At 63.8% G+C, this 21,176-nt stretch carries 17 protein-coding genes; 15 read left to right on the plus strand and 2 right to left on the minus strand.

What is annotated here, in order from left to right; translation table 11 throughout:
- Positions 1 to 192: 192 nt before the first annotated feature.
- The 15 genes from NFX52_RS00005 (at position 193) to NFX52_RS00075 (ending at position 18,250) form a co-directional block, all read left to right on the plus strand.
- Complete coding sequence (locus tag NFX52_RS00005; RefSeq protein ID WP_156358765.1) at positions 193 to 351, plus strand: hypothetical protein; 159 nt, start codon at positions 193 to 195, stop codon at positions 349 to 351.
- Positions 351 to 1,700 carry an NAD(P)-dependent oxidoreductase gene (locus NFX52_RS00010; protein WP_055399343.1) on the plus strand — a complete coding sequence of 450 codons (1,350 nt, stop codon included), beginning with the start codon at positions 351 to 353 and terminating at the stop codon, positions 1,698 to 1,700. Before NFX52_RS00005 ends, NFX52_RS00010 begins: the two co-directional genes overlap by 1 nt.
- A gap of 33 nt (positions 1,701 to 1,733) precedes the next feature.
- Entirely contained in the window at positions 1,734 to 3,047 is a 1,314-nt protein-coding gene (preA, locus tag NFX52_RS00015; RefSeq protein ID WP_055399341.1) for an NAD-dependent dihydropyrimidine dehydrogenase subunit PreA, read from the plus strand.
- Positions 3,048 to 3,269: 222 nt separating this feature from the next.
- Positions 3,270 to 4,727 (plus strand): NCS1 family nucleobase:cation symporter-1, encoded by a 1,458-nt coding sequence (locus NFX52_RS00020; protein WP_055399339.1) that lies wholly within the window; start codon positions 3,270 to 3,272, stop codon positions 4,725 to 4,727.
- Between the two features lie 78 nt (positions 4,728 to 4,805).
- Positions 4,806 to 6,257, plus strand: a complete 1,452-nt coding sequence (gene hydA / locus NFX52_RS00025) for a dihydropyrimidinase (protein WP_055399337.1) — start codon at positions 4,806 to 4,808, stop codon at positions 6,255 to 6,257.
- Positions 6,258 to 6,283: 26 nt separating this feature from the next.
- Positions 6,284 to 7,540, plus strand: coding sequence for a Zn-dependent hydrolase (locus tag NFX52_RS00030; RefSeq protein ID WP_055399335.1), 1,257 nt, complete (start codon positions 6,284 to 6,286; stop codon positions 7,538 to 7,540).
- A 219-nt stretch (positions 7,541 to 7,759) separates the two neighbouring features.
- The gene (locus NFX52_RS00035; RefSeq protein WP_055399333.1) at positions 7,760 to 9,763 is read left to right on the plus strand and encodes an ATP-binding response regulator; all 2,004 of its coding nucleotides are present in this window, start codon (positions 7,760 to 7,762) and stop codon (positions 9,761 to 9,763) included.
- 38 nt (positions 9,764 to 9,801) lie between these two features.
- On the plus strand, positions 9,802 to 10,554 hold the full coding sequence (locus NFX52_RS00040; protein ID WP_055399331.1) for a response regulator: 753 nt from the start codon (positions 9,802 to 9,804) through the stop codon (positions 10,552 to 10,554).
- Positions 10,555 to 10,823: 269 nt separating this feature from the next.
- Entirely contained in the window at positions 10,824 to 12,029 is a 1,206-nt protein-coding gene (locus tag NFX52_RS00045) for an ABC transporter substrate-binding protein (RefSeq protein WP_055399330.1), read from the plus strand.
- A 122-nt stretch (positions 12,030 to 12,151) separates the two neighbouring features.
- Positions 12,152 to 13,012, plus strand: coding sequence for a branched-chain amino acid ABC transporter permease (locus tag NFX52_RS00050; RefSeq protein ID WP_055399328.1), 861 nt, complete (start codon positions 12,152 to 12,154; stop codon positions 13,010 to 13,012).
- A gap of 5 nt (positions 13,013 to 13,017) precedes the next feature.
- A complete protein-coding gene (locus tag NFX52_RS00055) occupies positions 13,018 to 14,001 on the plus strand; it encodes a branched-chain amino acid ABC transporter permease (protein ID WP_055399326.1) in 984 nt (327 codons plus the stop codon).
- The gene (locus NFX52_RS00060) at positions 13,998 to 14,774 is read left to right on the plus strand and encodes an ABC transporter ATP-binding protein (protein ID WP_055399324.1); all 777 of its coding nucleotides are present in this window, start codon (positions 13,998 to 14,000) and stop codon (positions 14,772 to 14,774) included. Before NFX52_RS00055 ends, NFX52_RS00060 begins: the two co-directional genes overlap by 4 nt.
- The gene (locus NFX52_RS00065; RefSeq protein ID WP_055399322.1) at positions 14,771 to 15,472 is read left to right on the plus strand and encodes an ABC transporter ATP-binding protein; all 702 of its coding nucleotides are present in this window, start codon (positions 14,771 to 14,773) and stop codon (positions 15,470 to 15,472) included. Before NFX52_RS00060 ends, NFX52_RS00065 begins: the two co-directional genes overlap by 4 nt.
- An 18-nt stretch (positions 15,473 to 15,490) precedes the next feature.
- Positions 15,491 to 16,963 carry a M81 family metallopeptidase gene (locus tag NFX52_RS00070; RefSeq protein WP_055399320.1) on the plus strand — a complete coding sequence of 491 codons (1,473 nt, stop codon included), beginning with the start codon at positions 15,491 to 15,493 and terminating at the stop codon, positions 16,961 to 16,963.
- A gap of 30 nt (positions 16,964 to 16,993) precedes the next feature.
- The gene (locus tag NFX52_RS00075; RefSeq protein ID WP_055399318.1) at positions 16,994 to 18,250 is read left to right on the plus strand and encodes a Zn-dependent hydrolase; all 1,257 of its coding nucleotides are present in this window, start codon (positions 16,994 to 16,996) and stop codon (positions 18,248 to 18,250) included.
- A 79-nt stretch (positions 18,251 to 18,329) separates the two neighbouring features.
- On the opposite strand, the gene NFX52_RS00080 is transcribed toward NFX52_RS00075, so the two are convergent.
- Together NFX52_RS00080 and NFX52_RS00085 are read right to left on the minus strand one after the other, a co-directional pair.
- Entirely contained in the window at positions 18,330 to 19,367 is a 1,038-nt protein-coding gene (locus NFX52_RS00080; RefSeq protein WP_055399316.1) for a bifunctional nicotinamide-nucleotide adenylyltransferase/Nudix hydroxylase, read from the minus strand.
- Positions 19,368 to 19,475: 108 nt separating this feature from the next.
- Complete coding sequence (locus NFX52_RS00085; RefSeq protein WP_055399314.1) at positions 19,476 to 21,176, minus strand: NAD+ synthase; 1,701 nt, start codon at positions 21,174 to 21,176, stop codon at positions 19,476 to 19,478.

A 21,176-nucleotide genomic window follows, 5' to 3' on the forward strand; every position in this document is an offset into this window, starting at 1 on the left:
GGAACAAGCCAGGGGCCAAAAACTGGCATTTCGCTGGCGTGGGACGGAGATTTGCGGCGATTTGGCTGGCACGGGGTTTGCTCTAGGGATTTTACCAATTGGTAAATTTTTACGGGTTGGTAAATTGAACCACCACACAGGGCACCGCTGCACCAAAGCAGCGGGCACCTGAATCCTACAGCGAGGCCCACGATGAAACCTCCGAAGTTTGCAAGCACAGGCGCCTGCGCCTGCGCTGCATTGGCTGGCCCCAGCCGCATGCGCAGCCAGTGCTGCGCGGCACGGGCGCGCATGGCGGCCTGCATGGCCTGCGCCCAGACCCCCACCCTGACCCTCTCGGAGGAAACCTGATGGACACACCCGCAAGCCGTGCCTGCGGCATTCATGCCGCACGCCTGAACCTGGCTGATTACGCCGCCAACTTCAGCGACGCACATCCGCCGCTCACCCGCCCCCAGGCCCTGATCGAGGCCGAGCGCTGCTACTACTGCCACGACGCCCCCTGCGCCACGGCCTGCCCCACGGGTATCGACATTCCCTCGTTCATCCACCGCATCGCGCAGGACAACAACCGGGGCGCGGCCCGCGCCATCCTGGAGGCCAACCCGCTGGGCGGCATGTGTGCCCGGGTGTGCCCCACTGAGGTGCTGTGCGAACAGGCTTGCGTGCGCAACACCAACGAAGACAAGCCGGTGGAGATCGGCTCGTTGCAGCGCTATGCGACTGACGCATTTTTTGAAAAGCCGGGTGCACCGTTGTTCCAGCGCGCAGCCGCCACTGGCAAGCGCGTGGCTGTGGTGGGCGCTGGGCCTGCGGGCCTGGCCTGTGCGCATGGTCTGGCCGTGCGCGGGCATGACGTGGTGCTGTTCGAGGCGCGCCCCAAGCTGGGCGGCCTCAATGAATATGGCCTTGCCAGCTACAAAACCACCAACAACTTCGCGCAGAAGGAGGTGGAGTGGCTGCTGTCCATCGGTGGCATCGAGGTGCGCACCGGCCAGCAACTGGGCCGTGACATCACGCTCGACAGCCTGCTGGGCGCGTACGACGCCGTGTTCCTGGGCCTGGGCCTGCAGGGCGTGAACGCGCTGGGCGTGGCCGAGCCCACGGCCACCGGCCTGCGCAATGCGGTGGACTTCATCGCCGAGCTGCGCCAGAGCACTGACCTCTCGACCCTGCCCGTTGGCCGCCGCGTGGTGGTGATTGGCGGCGGCATGACGGCGGTGGACGCCGCCGTGCAGTCGCGCAAGCTGGGCGCGGAAGAGGTGACCATCGTCTACCGCCGGGGCGCAGAGGCCATGTCGGCATCGGCCGTGGAACAGCAATGGGCGCAGACGAATGGCGTGACCATCCGCCACTGGGCGGCACCGAAGGAAGTGCTGAGCGAAGGCGGTGCGGTCAAGGGCGTGCGCTTTGCCGCCACGGCACTGAGCGGCGGCAAGCTGGTGGAAACCGGCGAGACCTTCACGCTCGATGCCGACATGGTGCTCAAGGCCATTGGCCAGACCTTTGTGGCCGAGCCTGTGGGCAAAAGCATTGCGCTGGAGGGCGGGCGCATCGCCACCGATGCCGAAGGCCAGACCAGCCTGGCGCGCGTGTGGGCCGGTGGCGACTGCCGTGTGGGCGGCCGCGACCTCACGGTGGAGGCGGTGGAGCACGGCAAGGTGGCCGCTGTCTCCATCCACGCCGCATTGATGGCCTGAACCCCTTCACCCCAGTTTTCACGGGAGCACCCCATGGCAGACATTCGCAGCAATTTCCTGGGCATCCAAAGCCCCAACCCCTTCTGGCTCGCCTCCGCACCACCCACCGACAAAGAGATCAACGTCACCCGCGCCTTTGAGGCGGGCTGGGGCGGCGTGGTGTGGAAGACGCTGGGCGAAGACCCACCGGTGGTCAACGTCAACGGCCCGCGTTACTCCACGCTGATGTCGCAAGACCGCCGTGTGATCGGCCTGAACAACATCGAGCTGATCACTGACCGGCCGCTGCACACCAACCTCGAAGAGATCAAACGCGTCAAACGCAACTGGCCGGACCGCGCCATGATCGTCTCGCTCATGGTGCCGTGCGAGGAGCAGAGCTGGAAGGCCATCTTGCCGCTGGTGGAAGACACCGGCGCCGACGGCATCGAACTCAACTTCGGCTGCCCCCACGGCATGAGCGAGCGTGGCATGGGCGCGGCCGTGGGCCAGGTGCCCGAATACATCCAGATGGTCACCGCCTGGTGCAAGCACTACAGCAAGCTGCCCGTGATCGTGAAGCTCACCCCCAACATCACCGATGTGCGCCAGCCCGCACGCGCCGCCAAGGCGGGCGGGGCCGATGCGGTGTCGCTGATCAACACCATCAACTCCATCATGGGCGTGGACCTGGACCGCATGGTCATGAGCCCGAGCACCGACGGCTGGGGCTCGCACGGCGGCTACTGCGGGCCGGCCGTCAAGCCTATCGCGCTGAACATGGTGGCCGAGATTGCACGCGACGCGCAGACCGCGGGCCTGCCCATCAGCGGCATTGGCGGCATCACCACCTGGCGCGATGCGGCCGAATACATTGCGCTGGGCTGCGGCACGGTGCAGGTGTGCACGGCAGCCATGGTGTACGGCTTCAAGATCGTGCAGGACATGTGCGATGGGCTGTCCAACTTCATGGACGAGCACGGCTACGCCACGCTCGACGACTTCAAAGGCCAGGCCGTGCCCACGGTCAAGGACTGGAAGAACCTCAACCTCAATCACATTGAAAAAGCCGTCATCAACCAGGACGCCTGCATCCAGTGCGGCCGCTGCCATGTGGTGTGCGAAGACACCTCGCACCAGGCCATCACCTTCACCAAAGAGGGTGGCGTGCGCAAGTTCGAGATCAACGAGGCCGAGTGCGTGGGCTGCAACCTGTGCGTGTCGATCTGCCCCGTGCCTGAGTGCATCACCATGCGCGCGCTGGAGCCGGGCGAAGTTGATGTGCGCACAGGCAAGAAGGTGACCGGCGAATACGCCAACTGGACCACGCACCCCAACAACCCGCAGCGCGTGTCTGCAGCGGCTTGATATGCGGCCCATGCGTGCGTGTGCCACAGACCCTGCAAGGCGTTGTGACAGCACCCGTTGTGGTGCTGATTTGCAACGCATGCTGCACTGCATCTGGTGCAGTTCTTGCGTGATCTCTAGCATCGCTCGCTTCCCTTTGCCCGCCATCTGCCAGCGTGAGGGCGCTGAAACAGACGGCGGGTTGTGTGCAACCCCAACGACGTCTTTGACAGGAGTACAGGCATGACCAACAGTACCGGCAGCGCTGCCCATGTGGCGGGGCTAATGCCCGGCGGAGCCTCCAACACGCTCGCCAATGAAGATCTGCTCCCCACCACCGCCGCGCAGCGACACTGGACCTGGAAAGACTTCGCTGCACTCTGGGTGGGCATGGTCGTGTGTGTGCCCACCTACACCATGGCCAGCTCCATGCTGGACCAGGGCTTCACCTGGCAGATGGCGGTGTGGCTGGTGTTCCTGGCCAACTGCATCGTGCTCGTGCCCATGGTGCTGATCGGCCGCGTGGGGCCCAAATATGGTGTGCCGTTCCCGGTGCTGGCGCGCGCTTCGTTCGGTGTGAAAGGCGCCAACCTTCCTGCCGTGTTGCGCGGCCTGGTGGCGTGTGGCTGGTTCTCCATCAACTGCTATTTCGGCGCGCTGGCGCTGCATGGCTTCCTGAACATCCTGGGCATGGGGCTCGCGGGCCCGGCCGAGGGGCAGACCATCAGCACCTCGCAGTTCATGTGTTTCCTCGCGTTCTGGGCAGTGCACATCTACTTCATCTGGAAGGGCCCAGAGTCCATCCGCAAGCTCGAAGTGATCGCCGCGCCGCTGATGATCATTGCGTCCATCGCGCTCGTCGTGGTGCTGATGATGAAGGTGCCTTCGGGCCAGCTCTTCAACCTGCCTGCCAAGGTGGTCGAGGGTGGCCCCAAGACCTGGGCGGCGCTGACGGGCCTGGTCGGCTTCTGGGCTACGCTTGCGCTCAACATCCCGGACTTCACGCGCTTTGCCAAGTCGCAAAAGGACCAGGTCATGGGCCAAGCCATCGGCCTGCCGATTCCCATGGCACTGTTCTCCATGGTGGGTGTGATTGGTTTCTCGGCCTCAGCCATCCTGTATGGCAAGGCACAGTTGTTCCCCGACGGCCTGCTCACGCAAATGGGCAGCGTGGCTGCGGGCGTGGGCCTGCTGGTGATCCTGCTGGCCAACCTGACCACCAACGTCGCCGCCAACCTGGTGTCGCCGTCGTATGACTTCAGCCAGGTCGCACCGTCCAAGATCAGCTTCCGCATGGGTGGCCTGATCGCCGCGCTGATTGGCCTGGTGTTCATGCCCTGGAAGCTGCTGGCCACCTCGGGCGGCTACCTGTTCACCTGGCTGGGCGGCTACGGCACGCTGCTGGGCGCCATCGCGGGCATCCTGCTGGTGGACTACTACCTGGTGCGCAAGAGCGAGCTGAAGGTGGACGACCTGTACCGCCGCGGCGGCGAATACGAGTACAGCAATGGCTGGAACGTGCAGGCGCTGATTGCCTTTGCGCTGGGTGTGCTGCCCTGCCTGCCGGGCTACTTGGCCGTGTCGGGCGTGATCGACAAGGCGGCTGTGCCCGGCCTGCTGCTGGCGCTGTTCGACTTTGGCTGGTTCTTCAGCCTGGCCGTGGCCGGCACCTATTACTACCTGACTGCCAAGAAGAAGTGACCCCTTGGCCCTGCCTGGGCCTGGTGCCAGTGCAGGGCCTTTTTTTGATCTGATCCGCATCCCTGAAGGAGACCCCCCATGACCCAAGCCCTTGTGATCCGCGGTGGTACCGTGGTCAACGCCGACCGTGAACAGCGCGCCGATGTGTTGTGCGTCGATGGCCGCATCGTGGCCGTGGGGGATGGGGCTGCGGCGCAGGCCCCCGCAGGTGCGCAGACGCTGGACGCCAGCGGCCAGTACGTGCTGCCCGGCGGCATCGACCCGCACACGCACATGCAGTTGCCGTTCATGGGCACCGTCACCATGGACGACTTCTTCACCGGCACGGCCGCCGCGCTGGCGGGCGGCACCACGAGCATCATCGACTTCGTGATCCCCGATCCGCAAGAACCCATCCTGGATGCTTATCGCAAGTGGCGCGGCTGGGCGGAGAAGTCGGCCGCTGACTATTCGTTTCACGTCGCCATCACCTGGTGGAGCGAGCAGGTGCGCGCCGACATGGGCACGCTGGTGCAGGACGAGGGGGTGAACAGCTTCAAGCACTTCATGGCCTACAAGAACGCCATCATGTGCGATGACGAAACCCTGGTGAACAGCTTCAAGCGCGCGCTAGAGCTGGGCGCCATGCCCACGGTGCACGCCGAAAACGGCGAGCTGGTGTACCTGCTGCAGCAAGAGGTCGCCAAGATGGGCATCACCGGCCCCGAGGGCCACCCGCTGTCGCGCCCGCCCATGGTCGAGGCCGAGGCCGCCAACCGCGCCATTGCCATTGCCGACGTGCTGGGCGTTCCCATCTACGTGGTGCATGTGAGCTGCATGGAGTCGGCCGACGCGATTGCCCGCGCCCGTGCGCGCGGCCAGCGCGTGTACGGCGAGGTGCTGGCGGGCCACCTGCTGGTGGATGACAGCGTGTACCGCGACCCCGACTTCGCCAAGGCCGCCGCCTACGTGATGAGCCCGCCCTTCCGCCCCAAGGGCCACCAGGAGGCGCTGTGGCGCGGCCTGCAGTCGGGCCAGCTGCACACCACGGCGACAGACCACTGCACCTTCTGCGCTGCGCAAAAGGCCATGGGCAAGGAGAACTTTGCCAAGATCCCCAACGGCACAGGCGGCGTGGAAGAACGCATGGCCGCGCTGTGGGATGGTGGCGTGAACACCGGTCGACTTACGCCCAGCGAGTTTGTAGCCATCACCTCGGCCAACGCGGCCAAGCTGTTCAACATCTATCCGCGCAAGGGCTACATCGGCGAAGGTGCCGATGCCGACCTGGTGCTGTGGGACCCGCAAGGCACCAAGACCTTCTCGGCCAAGACGCAGTTCAGCAAGGGCGACTTCAACATCTTTGAAGGCCGCACCGTGCGCGGAATTCCCAGCCACACCGTGAGTCAGGGCCGCGTGGTGTTTGCCAACGGCGACCTGCGGGCGGAGCAGGGCAAGGGCCGCTACATCAAGCGCCCCGCGTTTGGCGCCAACTTCCAGGCCGTGCAAAAGCGTGCACAGGACCTGGCCCCTACGGCGGTGGCGCGCTAACCGCTGCAATGCATCCGGAGAACACCATGGACACCAAAGTGAAGACTGACATCGAAAACCTGCGCATCAACGGAGATCGCCTGTGGGCGTCACTCATGGAGCTGGCGCAGATCGGCGCCACCCCCAAGGGCGGCGTTTGCCGCCTCACCCTCACCGACCTGGACAAGCAGGGCCGCGACCTCGTCACCCGCTGGGCGCGCGAGGCCGGCATGAGCGTCACCATCGACAAGATCGGCAACGGCTTCATGCGCCGCCCCGGGCGCAACAACAACCTGCCGCCCATCATGACCGGCAGCCACATCGACACCCAGCCCACAGGCGGCAAGTTCGACGGCAACTACGGCGTGCTGGCAGGCATCGAGGTGGTGCGCACGCTCAACGACCACGGCATCGAGACCGAGGCCCCCATCGAAGTGGCCTTCTGGACCAATGAAGAAGGCAGCCGCTTTGTGCCCGTCATGATGGGCTCGGGCGTGTTCGCCAAAGCCTTCACGCTGGAGCATGCCTATGCCGCCACCGACACCGAGGGCAAGACGGTGAAGGGTGAGCTGGAGCGCATCGGCTACATCGGCGACCAGGAGCCCGGCGACCACCCCATCGGCGCGTACTTCGAAACCCACATCGAACAAGGCCCCGTGCTGGAAGACAACGACAAGACCATCGGCGTGGTCAGCGGCGTGCTGGGAATCCGCTGGTTTGACTGCACCGTGACCGGCATGGAAGCCCACGCAGGCCCCACGCCCATGGCCCTGCGCAAGGACGCCCTGCTGGCCGCCACACGCATCATGCAAGACGTAGTCGCTGCCGCCCACCGCCACCCGCCGCATGGGCGCGGCACCGTGGGCATGGTGCAGGTGTTCCCCAACAGCCGCAACGTGATTCCGGGCCGGGTCAAATTCAGCATCGACCTGCGCAACAGCACGGACGCGCTGGTGGACGCCATGGCTGCCGAGGTCAAGGCCTTTGCCGACCAGGTGGCCAAGGAGCATGGCGTACAGGTGCACATCGAGATGGTGTCGAGCTACCCCGCGCAACTCTTCCAGCCCGAGTGTGTGGAGGCCGTGGGCCGCGCCGCCGCCAAGCTGGGCTACAGCCACATGCCCGCTGTCTCGGGCGCGGGGCACGACGCCGTCTACATGGCCAAGCTCGCGCCCAGCGGCATGATCTTCATCCCGTGCAAGGACGGTATCAGCCACAACGAGATCGAGGATGCGAAACCCGAGCACATCGAGGCCGGGTGCAACGTGCTGCTGCATGCCATGCTGGAGCGGGCAGGGACTTGATGCTATTTAAATAATAGCTGTCGGCGCTTTATGGAAAAGCGCTGGCGCTCAATCTGGCTTGAAGTCTGGTACTGGGCTCAGGCGGCATGGGGCTGCGCAGGATGCTCTCGTCGGGGCGGCGCGCAGCCTGGTACGGCTCCATAAGTCGAGGGCGGGCACTTCTGCCGATCTGTGCTTGAATCCGATTTCCCTTCCAGGCTCACTTCACCCAGGCTGCCCATGTTTGCTCGCCGCATCGCGCTGCGCAGTTTTTTGACCTTTGCGCTGCTGGCGATTCTCCTGCCGATCTCGCTGGCCAGCGGCACCCTCTTTTATCGCTCTGCTGTGGGCGCGATGGAGGGCTTTGCACTCCAATTGGCCGACGAAGTCTCGCAGCGGGTGCGCGAAAAGCTGTTGTCTTTTTTCGATGTGCCCCAGCGGGCGGTGGCTTTCAATGTAGAACAGGCGCGTGCCGGTCTGTTGATGGTCGATCACCCGGACCAGCTCATGAAGCAGTTCATGCTGCAGATTGACCAGCAGCCGCAGTTGACGTTCATCTCTCTGGGGACGCGGGAGGGCGAGTACTTCGCCGGCAGCCGTCCACCCCTAGGGAGTGACCGGGCGCTGCGCATGATGCGAGCCACGATCAGCGGAGATCGTGCGATGGAGGTCTTTCGGGTGGATGAGCTGACACGCCAGCCCACGCTGATTTCGCGCAGCGAGATCGATTTTGATGCGCGCAACAGACCCTGGTACACCAACGCCCTGGATTACGACGGGACGTCATGGTACGCACCCTATCGTTACAAGATCGAGGACGTGCAAGGCGCCTATCGTGCGATCGGTATGGGGGCATCCGCGCCATTGCGTGCCAGGAACGGCGATCTGATTGGCATTGTCACGGCAGACGTTTCGCTGTCGCAGCTGAACGATTTCTTGAATACCGTCGCTTCGGAGTCTGGCGGAAAGGCGTTTCTGGCGGAGGCATCTGGAGAGCTGCTAGCCATGTCTTCAGCCGATGCCTCCATGGGGCTCACGGGGGCTGCCGGTGAGCGGCGGCCGCGCATGGATGAAAGTGGGGACCCCGTGGTGCGTGCTCTGGGGCAGCACATCCTGCGCACCGGTCAGGCTGAGGGGCATGAGTTCATGGAAGTAGGTGGCGAGCGGCATCTGATGCGTTGGTGGACGCATGTGTTGCACAAGGGGCCGACACTCACTATGGCCATCATGCTGCCGGAGAGTCGCTTCGATGCTCCGCTGCGCGGGGTGTTGCGCAACACCATCTACACCACACTGGCTGTGATGCTGGCATCCGTACTTTTCTCGCTGTTTGTCGCCAGTCGCCTGGTTCGTCCGCTGCAATCGCTCAGCGATTGGGCGACACGACTGACTCAGGATGACTGGACGGCCAAGGCACCCAAGTCCAGCCCGATCCGTGAACTGCGCTCGTTGGCCGATGCGATGGGCTATATGGCGCGCCATATGCAGGAGCATGCACAAGACCTGGAAGCCATGGTTGCGCAGCGCACCCAGGAGCTGGAGAGTGCTGTCGCTTCCATCGAGCAGACGGTCCTCGATCAACGCCATTTCATTGCCATGCTTTCGCATGAGGTGCGTTCGCCGCTGGCGGTGATCAACACCGCAGGTCAACTGCTGGCGCTGCGCTCCAAGGACATACCGGCGCAGGAGGCGCTGGCCCAGCGCATCCTGCGCGGTTCTGCGCGCTTGAGCTATTTCTTCGACAACTGCCTGACCCAGGACCGCATCGACAGCCAGAACTTCGCGCTCGAGCCCGTGGATGTGGATGTGGCTGAAATGGTCATGTGGGTCACGGAAAACGGCGGCCAGCTGTCCACAGCGCATACCGTGCAGCAGCAAGTGCAGGCCGATCTGCCGGCGCTGCATGGCGACCCGGTACTGCTGCGGGTGATGCTGATGAACCTGCTGTCGAACGCTTTCAAATATGCACCGGCTGGGACGACGGTGTTGCTGCGTGTGACGCGAGAGGCGGGGCGCTGTCGTCTGTCGGTCGAAGACGAGGGCCCGGGTATTCAGCCCGACGAGCAGCAGAAGGTGTTTGAAAAGTACCGGCGAGGACGAACCGCTGAGGGCAAACCCGGTGCCGGATTGGGGCTGGCCTTGGTAAAAGGCATAGTCGAACTGCATGGCGGCACGATTACGCTGCAGTCCCGGTCGCCGACCGGCATGTGTTTTGTGATTGAACTTCCCTTTTCGGTGGCCTGAATATTGCGTCTTGCGCAGGGACCGAAGGCACTTCCCGCATGACCCAACAAAAACCCCACATCGCCATTGTTGAGGACGACTCGGACCAGTTGCACAGCATCGAAGAGTTCCTGCTCGATTCTGGCTACAGCGTCTGGGGCGCCGAGAGTGCGGAAGCCTTCTACAAGGGATTCACGGTGCGGCCCGTGGATGTGGTGATTCTTGACCTGGGCCTGCCAGGCGAAGATGGCCTGAGCGTGGCCTCGCTGCTAAAGTCCAGGCCTGAGGTGGGTGTGATCATTCTGAGCGCTCGCGATGCCCTCAATGACCGCCTTGCCGGCATGCGTGCTGGCGCAGATCGTTACCTGGTCAAGCCCGTCAACCTGCGGGAGCTGGCTGCGAACATTGATGCGACTGCCAACCGCCTTGCGCCGCGCACGGCGGCATCCGGCCTGGACATTTCAGTTCGCGCTCAAAGTGCTCCGGCGCCCGCATGGGTCCTTGCGGTCAAGGACTGGACGCTGAGCTCGCCGCACGGCAAACAGCTCAAGCTGACGACCCATGAGTTCATGTTTTTCCAGCAGCTCTTGCGTGCGCAGGGCCAGCAAGTCTCCAAGCGCGAGCTGAGCGATCATCTGTTCGGCGCGCGCGCCCAGAACGGCGCAGAACGCCTGAACCTGCTTCTCACGCGCTTGCGCAAGAAGGCGGCGGAAGCCTTTGCGGAACCACTGCCCGTGAAGACCCTTCACCAGATCGGCTACGTGTTCACAGCTGACGCGCAAATCACCCAGGACGTCTCCCGCCTGCACTGAGTGCATGCCGGGGAGTGCACGGCCTGGGCCGCGTTGTCACGCAATCCCGACGCTTCGGACTCCGCCTTCCAGGCACTTCATGGTGCATGGCGGGCAGTTGCGTGCGCAGTCGCGGTGCGTGGAGAAACCCTCTTGGTGCAATCAAGGGTTAACCCTTGATTCGCATGAATCCAAATGAAAGATCGTGAAAGTTCACGAAGTCCCTTTGCTGCGCACTATGGAGGCCGCAAATCACGCGATCCATCCATTCACCTTCAAGGGAGTCCTTCATGCAACGTCGGCAAATATTGCAAGTCTCGGCACTGTCAGCGCTGGCTGCGTCCATGGGCCTGACCCGTAGTGCGTTTGCACAGGTCGCTGGTGCCATTCAGTTCGGCTGTCCCGTGCCCATGTCGGGCCCGTTTGCGGCGAATGGCAAGTTTGCCGATCTGGGCATGAAGCTGGCCATTGAGCAATATGGCAAGGCACTGAATCGTCCGCTGGCCTACACCCTGCTGGACACCGAGGGCAAGCCCGCCACCGCTGTGCGCAAAGTGCAGGAAGCGGCGCAGCAGCAAGGTGCGCGCTTCTTCGCGGGCGGCATTCTGTCGGGCGAGGCCCTGGCCATGGGCAAGGAGGCCGAGAAGGCCGGAGGCCTGTTTGTCACCACTGCCGGAGCTGACGAACTCACGGGCGCGGACTGCAATGTGGCGACCTTCCGCTGGTCGGTGCCGACCTTCGGCGCGGTCGAGCAGACTGTGCGACCGCTGATTGAGTCCATGCCCAAGGCCAAGCGCTGGTACACCATCACCCCGCAGTACGTCTTTGGCGATGGCCTTCTGTCGGCAGCCAAGAACATCTTCAAGGAAAAGGGCATCGAGCATGTGGGCAACAGCTACCACTCGCTCGCGGAAAAGGAGTTCAGCGGCTACATCACCAACGCGATCGCGGCCAAACCCGATGTACTGCTGTTGCTGAACTTTGGCGCGCAATGCGCTGACACGCTGCGCCAGGCGGTGAGCTTTGGCATGCACAAGAACATGACGATTCTGGTGGCCTGGGCCTCGGGCCTGGAACAGTTCGAATCGCTGGGCGCCGACCTCTGCGACGGCATCTACTTCGGCGCCCAGTACTGGCACACCGTGGATTCCGAACTCAATCGCGATCTGGTCAAACGCACCAATGACAAGCTCAAGATCAATCCCAACTACAGCCTCGCGGGCTCGTACATCTGCACCAAGCTGCTGATCGACGGCATCATCAAGGCCAACTCGGTCGAGCAAAAGGCCGTGATCGCCGCACTCGAGGGACACAAGTACCAGGGCCTGACGGGCGAAGAAGAGGTACGCAAAGAAGACCACCAGGTCATCAAGAACTACTACCTGCTCAAGGGCAAAGCCAAGTCGAAGATGAAGAACAAGGACGACTACGTGGATGTGCTCAGTTCGGGCAAGTCGTTCCTGCCGGTGGACAAGACAGGCTGCAAGCGCGCCTGACAGTCAGCAAGGCCTGCGTGGCGGGCGGCTACCTGCAAGCCGCAACCGCCACGCCATTCCAGAACTGGTGAACCCAGGGTCCGCCCCATGGCGGCCTGCTGGGTCTGTTGCCCGAGCACTGTATGAATATCTATCTGCTACAGGTTATCAACGGGATCGGCATCGGCATGCTGTATTTCCTGTTGGCAGTCGGCCTGTCCATTGTTTTTGGTCTGCTGCGATTTGTGAACTTTGCCCATGGAGCGTTCTATCTGATCGGCGCCTATTTCTGCTATCAGATGACGCGTTGGGGCATGAGCTTCTGGTTGGCGTTGCTGGTCGTCCCTTTGGTTGTCGGCTTCATTGGCTGGGCGACGGAGAAGCTGGTCTTGCGCCATGTGTACGCGTCAGCGCACGAGTTTCACATCCTGGTCACCGTGGGTCTGGCCCTTGCAGCGCAGGAGTTGGTGATCCTGCAATGGGGCCCCTTGGGCGACAGCGTGGCCGTGCCCGATGCGCTTCAAGGGGTGGTGATGTGGGGCAGCTTCATCTACCCCAAGTACCGCCTGTTTGTGATTGGCTTCACGGCAGTGCTCTCTGTGCTGTTGTGGTGGGTGCTGGAGGGCACTCGCCTGGGCAGTGCCGTGCGTGCGGGCAGCGAGTCCACCGAGATGGTCTCGTTGCTGGGAATCAACGTGTTGCGGATCTTCAGTCTGGTGTTTGGGCTGGGAGCCGCCACAGCGGCCCTGGCCGGGGTGCTGGCCTCTCCGATACGCGGAGCCGAGCCCTTCATGGGCGTGGAGGCGCTTGCCGTGGCCTTCGTGGTGGTGGTGGTCGGAGGGCTTGGCAGCTTTGGCGGGGCGCTACTGGGTGGGCTCATGATCGGCATCGTGCAAAGCGTGATGAGCACGCTGTGGCCCGAAGGCGCTCGCCTGATGATTTACATCGCCATGGGCGCCGTGTTGTTGCTGAGGCCTCACGGCCTGCTGGGTCGCAAGGAGTGAAGCACATGAAAAAATACACCCATTTCATCCTGGCGGCTGTGGTGGTTCTGACCATGCCGTTGCTCATGCATTCCGGTTCTCTGGCGAGTGAAGTGCTGATCTTTGCGCTGGCTGCCATGGGATGCAATCTGCTGCTGGGCTTCACGGGCCTGCTGTCTTTCGGGCAGGGCATCTTCTTCGGTCTGGGCAGCTACACGGTGGCGCTGATGCTGAGCCGCTGGGCGGTGCCGATGCCGCTGGCGTTGCTGCTGGCAACATTGATGGGCGCACTGGGCGCTGCCCTGGTCGGCTGGGTGGCCATCCGTCAGCGAGGGACCTATTTCGTGATGCTGACGCTGGCCTTCTCGCAGATGTTTTACTTCATTGCCTACACAGCGACCGATCTCACGGGCGGCGACAACGGCTTGATGGACGTGCCGCGCCCCAACCTCTCGCTGTTTGGTGCAGACCTGTGGACGCTGGCTACGCCCTGGCAGTTCTATGGCTTTGTGTCGCTGCTGTTCCTGATCGTTTTCTGGTTGTTGCTCAGGGTGTCCAACTCCACATTTGGCCGCACGTTGCTGGCGGTGCGTGACAACGAGGAGCGCGCTGCGGCCATTGGCTACAACCTGCGTTTGCTCAAGCTGCAGGCGTTTGTGATTTCGGGTGCGGTCACTGGGCTGGCGGGGGCGTTGCACGCCATGATGACGGGGTTGGCTCCGCTGTCCAACGCCGAACTGCACACCAGCGAGATGATTCTGATCATGACCGTGATCGGCGGCACCGGAAATCTGTTCGCCTCGTTGCTGGGCTCAGCGTTCTACCTGTTGCTGGCGGACTGGCTGTCCCAGTTGTGGCCGCGATGGCTGCTGCTGCTGGGGGTGGCGCTGATTGCCGTCAGCCTGTGGATGCAGCGTGGCCTGTGGGGCCTGGGTGAAATGCTGTGGCGCAAGCTGCAGGGGCAGCGCAATACGGCAACGGCTGCAACTGCGAAGGGAGAACAGGCATGAACACCAAGTCTCCGATCCTGCTGGAAGCCATCGATGTCGAGAAGCATTACGGCAAGTTTCCCGCGCTGGGCGGCGTGAGCCTGCAGGTGCGCGCCAACACAGTGCACTCCGTGATCGGCCCGAATGGCGCTGGCAAGACCACGCTGTTTCACATGCTCACTGGTACCAAGACCGTAAGTGGCGGGCGCATCCTGTTTGACGGCCAGGATGTGACGGACGAGCCCGACTACCGCCGTGTGCAACGGGGCATTGCGCGTTCGTTTCAGGTCACCAGCCTGTTCCTCACGCTGTCGGTGCGGGAGAACCTGCGCCTGGGCGCACAGGGTGTGGCCCCCATGCACGCGCTGAACCCCTGGCACGAGCCGGTGGGCGCACGTGCGCAGAAGGAAGTGGTCGAAGCCGTTCTTGCAAAGGTGGGGCTGGAGTCACTGGCCGACACGCCGGCCGGCAACCTGTCACACGGGCAGCAGCGCCGGCTGGAGGTCGGCATGGCCTTGTCGGCGCGGCCCAAGGCCATCTTTCTGGACGAGCCTACATCGGGCATGGGCATTGATGACCTGGAAGAGATGAAGCGTCTCATCAAGAGCCTTCGTGACCAGCACACCGTGGTCCTGATCGAGCACAACATGAACATCGTGATGGATATCTCTGACACGGTAACGGTGATGCAGATGGGGCGTGTGCTGGCCGAAGGCCTGCCGCACGACATCCGCAGCGATGACCGGGTGCGCACGGCCTATCTGGGCAACATGATCACGGGGGGGAAAGCATGATTCTCGCGCTGGACAACATTCACGCCCATTACGGCAAAAGCCACGTGCTGCAAGGGGTGAGTTTTGAGGTGGGCGATGGTGAGCTGGTCACCTTGCTGGGGCGCAATGGCGCCGGCAAGACGACCACGCTCAAGAGCATCGTCGGGGTGGTGCCTTCCACCAGCGGCAGCATCCGGTTTGCCGGCAAGCCGGTGCAGGGGTTGCCTCCCCACGTCATCGCCAGCCAGGGCGTGTGCCTGGTACCGGAACACCGCGGCATCTTCAAGCTGCTGACGGTGGAAGAAAACCTGCTGCTTGGGCAGCGCAAACGCTCGCCATGGCAGCTTGACGATGTCTACCGCATCTTCCCGCGCCTCAAGGAGCGACGCACCAACGGCGGCGGCCAGTTGTCCGGGGGCGAGCAGCAGATGCTGGCCATCGGGCGGGCGCTGATGAACAACCCCAAGCTGCTGATGCTGGACGAGCCCGTGGAAGGGCTCGCTCCGGTAATCGTTGAAGAGATCGTGTCCCAGCTCAAGACCATCAAGGCGGCCGGAGTGGCCATCCTGCTGGTGGAGCAGAACCTGGAGGTCTGCACGCAACTGGCAGACAGGCATTGCGTGCTGGAGCAGGGCCGCATTGTCTACACGGCGGACAACGCCACCTTCCTGGCCGACGAAGAGGTCAAGGACCGTTACCTGGGCGTTGGCCTGGTCTGATTTGCATTGCGAGCTGTCATGAAATTTCTGATCGCGCGTCTCAACCACGAGACCAATACCTTTTCACCCGTCGCCACGCCGCTGGCATCGTTTGCGCCTGACTATGACGACGCGGCGTTCCAGGCCAACAAGGGTATGCGCACGGCAATGGCGGCGTTCATCGATGCGGCGCAGGGCCTCGGGGCGCAGTGCATCACGCCAGTGTCTGCCACGGCCAATCCCAGCGGCACGGTCGATGCCGAGGCCTATCGCGTCCTGACCGACCGCATTGTGGCGGCTGCTCCGGGTTGCGACGCGATCCTGCTGGACCTGCACGGAGCCATGGTGGTGCAGAGCACGCCCGATGGCGAAGGCGACCTGCTGGCGCGCGTGCGTGCCGCTGCACCGGGTGTGCCGCTGGGCGTGGCGCTCGACCTGCACGGCAACATCACGCAGACCATGGTGGACAACGCCGACGTGATGGTGGGCTTCAAGACCTATCCGCACATCGACATGTACGATACGGGTGCCCATGTGGCGCGTCTGGTGCTGCAGATGCTCCAGGAGGGGCGCCAATGGGCCGTCCGCTGGAAGCAATTGCCATTGATGAGCCATACGCTGCGCAGCACCACGCTCAACGGCGCCATGGCGCGCGCCGTGGCGGCCGCAACCGAAGCGGAGCGTGAGGGAGTGCCGGGCATGACGGTGTTTGCCGGGTTCTGCCTCGCTGACATTCCTGCGCCCTGCATGAGCGTGGTCGCCACTGTCGAAGCTACTGCTGACGGTGAAGCGCAGGCCGCTGTGGCCCTGCAGCAGGTGGCAAGCCAGATATGGAATGAGCGCGCCGATTACGTGTACCGGAGTGAACCCCTGAATGCGGCGTTCGACCGTGCAGCCGCCATGGCGCAAGGTGCCGACAAGCCCGTGTTGTTGCTCGATCACAGCGACAACTGCATGTCGGGTGGCACGTGCGACACCATGGATGTCTTGCAGGCGGCGTGGGCGCAAGGCCTGGAGGGCATTGCCACAGGGCCGCTGTGCGATCCGCAGGCTGTGGCCGAACTGGTGGCGGCCGGGGTGGGCGCGCAAGTGTCGCTGCGCCTGGGCAACAAGGTGCCGTTAACCCAGCTTGGTCTGCACAAAGATCCTGTGCCGGTACAGGGCACTGTGCGGGCCATCAGCGATGGCAGCTACACGGTCACCGGCCCCATCTACACAGGCCAGCGCTGTTCGATGGGGCGGGCTGTGTGGCTGGACCTGGGCCACACGCAGATTGTGGTGGTTGAGCAGCCCCACGAGCCGTGGGATCTGGGCGTGTTCTCCTGTGTGGGCCTCGACCCCACCATGTACCCCTACCTGCTGCTCAAGTCGCGCATGTACTGCAGGCCTGTCTTCGTGCCGTTGTCGGCGGGTTTGGTGGAGTGCGACAGCCAGGGCCCCACGAGCTCCGACCACAGCCTGTTTCCCTACCAGAACCTGCGCCGCCCGGTCTACCCGCTCGACGCCCTGTAAGCCCACCTGAAGCCATTGCCCAAAGTCACCATGAACCCCTCCGCAAAGACTGACATCGAAACCCTGCGCATCAACGGCGATCGCCTGTGGGCGTCACTCATGGAGCTGGCGCAGATCGGCGCCACCCCCAAGGGCGGCGTGTGCCGCCTCACCCTCACCGACCTGGACAAACAAGGCCGTGACCTCGTGACCCGCTGGGCGCGCGAAGCGGGCATGACCGTCACCATCGACAAGATCGGCAACGGCTTCATGCGCCGCCCTGGCCGCAACAACAGCCTGCCGCCCATCATGACCGGCAGCCACATCGACACCCAGCCCACGGGTGGCAAGTTCGACGGCAACTACGGCGTGCTCGCAGGTATCGAGGTGGTGCGCACGCTCAACGACCACGGCATCGAGACCGAGGCCCCCATCGAAGTGGCCTTCTGGACCAATGAAGAAGGCAGCCGCTTTGTGCCCGTCATGATGGGCTCGGGCGTGTTCGCCAAAGCCTTCACGCTGGAGCATGCCTATGCCGCCACCGACACCGAGGGCAAGACGGTGAAGGGTGAGCTGGAGCGCATCGGCTACATCGGCGACCAGGAGCCCGGCGACCACCCCATCGGCGCGTACTTCGAAACCCACATCGAACAAGGCCCCGTACTCGAAGACAACGACAAGACCATCGGCGTGGTCAGCGGCGTGCTGGGCATCCGCTGGTTTGACTGCACCGTCACCGGCATGGAAGCCCACGCCGGCCCCACGCCCATGGCCCTGCGCAAGGACGCCCTGCTGGCCGCCACGCGCATCATGCAAGACGTAGTCGCTGCCGCCCACCGCCACCCGCCGCACGGGCGTGGCACCGTGGGCATGGTGCAAGTGTTCCCCAACAGCCGCAACGTGATTCCGGGCCGGGTCAAGTTCAGCATCGACCTGCGCAACAGCACCGACGCGCTGGTCGATGCCATGGCTGCCGAGGTCAAGGCCTTTGCCGACCAGGTGGCCCAAGAACACGGTGTGCAGGTGCACATCGAGATGGTGTCGAGCTACCCCGCGCAACTCTTCCAGCCCGAGTGTGTGGAGGCCGTAGGCCGCGCCGCCGCCAAGCTGGGCTACAGCCACATGCCCGCTGTCTCGGGTGCGGGGCACGATGCGGTGTACATGGCCAAGCTCGCACCCAGCGGCATGATCTTCATCCCGTGCAAGGACGGCATCAGCCACAACGAGATCGAGGATGCCAAACCCGAGCACATCGAGGCGGGATGCAACGTGCTGCTGCATGCCATGCTGGAGCGTGCAGGGGCTTGATGCTATTTAAATAATAGCTTTATGCGCTTATTGGATAAACGCTAGAGGCTGTTTTTGCTTGAAGTCTGGCTGCACGTTGTCAGTGCAGCTCCGTCAGCCCCAGGAAGTGGTCCAGCATGTGGAAGTGGTCTTCAAAGAACTCTTCTTCCATCCCCGCCAGCTGGTCAATGCGTGTCCACTGCACCTGCAGCGCGTCGTCGTCTGCTTGCACGTTTGGAAACTGCGCATCTCCCAAATCAAAGTAATGCGCATGCGTGATGGTGCGGCCGCGCTGGCTGCGGTCGGGGTGGTCGAACACGGCCACGGACTGCAGCGCGGCGCGCATGGTGGCCTCGGGCAGGTGGCAGTGGGTTTCTTCCACCAGTTCGCGCAGGCAGGACTGCCACACCGTTTCGCGCTGTTCGATGAAGCCACCGGGCACGGCCAGCTGGCCCTTGCCGGGTGCGTGTGCGCGGCGGATCAGCAGCACATGGTCCTGGCAGCGCAGCACCGCGTCCACCGTCACGAAGACGGGTGGGTAGGGCGCGGCGGCCCAGGCCTGGCGGTAGCCCCGCAGCATCTCCCACTCCTGCTGCAGCGCCAGGTAGTGCGGGGTCTGCGCAAACTCGGTCAGCGTGGCCAGGGTGCTGGCAGGCATCTGGTCAGCCAGAGGAGCGAGGGCGGACTGCACCGTGTCGGGGGTGGCGCCAAACCAGGCGTCGCGGATGGCGGTGGCGTCAATCGGCCCCTGGCGCTCCACATGGATCAGCTCCCAGCCCGGGAACGCGCTCAGGTAGCCGCTGGTGGCGTCCTTGAAGTGGCCCACCAGACCGATATGCGCACCGGGTGTCGTCAGCCGCGCCACGCCCTGGCGCACGGCCTGCACCCAGACCGCCTCGTTGTAGTAGTCGCGCATGGGCAGCACCACCATGCGGCTGCGGTCGGCCTCGGGCAGCGCATTGCGCAGCATTGCCTCGCGTTCTTGCCAGGTGAAGGGGTTCTTGGGCGAGCGCGCCTGCCAAGCCGAGCCCACCACCACGATGACCTGCTGCGCGCTGTCGAGCGCGCGCTGCAGCAGCGCCATGTGGCCGTTGTGCACGGGTTCAAAACGCCCGATGTAGATGGCGGTATCGACCATGTGTCTCCAGTCGTTATCGGGTGATTTTTAAGTGTTTTTGGTCGCTAGCGCTTATCTGTAAAGCGCTAGCAGCTATCTTTTTGGTAGTGATTTTACCGTGGACCAGTTTCACACATACCGCGCTGCAATCGGCATCTGCCGCCCGCTGCCAAAAGCCCGCGCCCGCACGCGCACGATGGGCGGGGCCTGACGGCGCTTGTATTCGTTGCGCGCCACCATCATGCGCACGCGCTGCACCAGGGCGCGGCCCGCGTCGTCGGTTTGCAGCTGGGCCACGAAATTCTGCGCCGCCTGGTGCTCCTCGGCAGAAAGTCGGTCGCCTTCGATCAGCAGCTTGAGCACTTCGTCGAGCACGGGGTAGGGTGGCAGGCTGTCCACATCGCGCTGGCCGGGTGCCAGTTCGGCCGAGGGTTCCTTGTCGATGATGGCCTGCGGGATCAGCTCGCGCCCGGCGTGTTCGTTGACGTGGCGTGAAAGGGCAAACACCTCTGTCTTGTAGAGGTCGCCAATCAAGCCCAGGCCGCCGTTGGTGTCCCCATACAGCGTGCAGTAGCCCACCGAGATTTCACTCTTGTTGCCCGTGGTCAGCAGCAGGTGTCCAAAGGCGTTGGAGTATTCCATCAGCACCGTTCCGCGAATGCGCGCCTGCAGATTTTCGAGTGGCAGGCCCGCCAGTGGCGTGCCAAAGCTGGCCTCGAACTGCTGCGCATAGCCCGCCACCAGCTCGGCAATCGGGTGCGTGAAGAGCTGCACACCCAGGTTCCGGCACAGCGCCACCGAGTCATCGACCGAGCCGCTGCTGGAGTAGCGCGAGGGCATGGTCACGCCCACCACGTTGTCCGCACCCAGCGCCTCCACAGCAAGCGCCAGCGTCAGCGCGCTGTCGATGCCGCCCGAGCTGCCGACCACCACCTGCGTAAAGCCGCAGCGCCGTGCGTAGTCGCGCAGGCCCAGCACGATCTGCTGGCGGTAGAAGTCCATGGTGGGCAGACCCTGTGCGGGCACGGGGGCGGGGCGTGCGCCTTCCGCGCTCAGAAAATGCCCGTTGTCGAACTGCAGCGTGCACACGTCTTCCACAAACCGCTGCGCTTCAAAGACGACACCCGCATCGGGCTCGGCCGCGAACGATGCGCCGTCGTACACCACCTGGTCGTGCCCACCGATCTGGTTCACGTACAGGATCGGCAGGCCGTGGCGGCGCGCGGCGTCGGCAAAGATCTGGTGGCGCTGCTCGCGTTTTCCAGTGTGGCTGGGACTGGCGTTGATGCTCACCACCAGGTCGGGCGCGGCGTCGCGCATGCGCTCGAAAGGGTTGGTGGCGTAGTCGGCGCCGTGGTCGTTCCAGCCGTCTTCGCAGATCAGCAGGCCCACCTGCGTGCTGCCGATGCGCAGCACCTTGGCCACGTCTGGTCCGGGCTCGAAGTGGCGGCGCTCGTCAAAGATGTTGTACGTGGGCAGCAGCTGCTTGGCGTATTGCAGGCGCACAGCCCCGCCTTGCAGCACCAGCAGGCTGTTGTGCAAGCGCTTGCCGGGGCCGCGCGCGGGTGTGGGCGCGCCCAACACCCAGTGCAGCTGGGGTAATTCAGCAGAGGCCTGTTGTAACGCGGAGATACCGGCTTCGATGCGTTGCTGAAAGCCGGTTTCCTCCAGCATGTCGCCGGGGTAGTAGCCGCACAGCGACAGCTCGCTGAACACGATGATGTTGGCCTGTTCGCGCGCCGCCTGCTGCGCGGCGGCCACCATGCGGGCCACGTTGCCTTCGATGTCGCCGACAGTGAAGTTGAGCTGTGCAAGGGTGATGCGGAGCAT

It is taken from the genome of Acidovorax facilis (assembly GCF_023913775.1).
Classification (GTDB): Bacteria; Pseudomonadota; Gammaproteobacteria; order Burkholderiales; family Burkholderiaceae_C; genus Acidovorax; species Acidovorax facilis.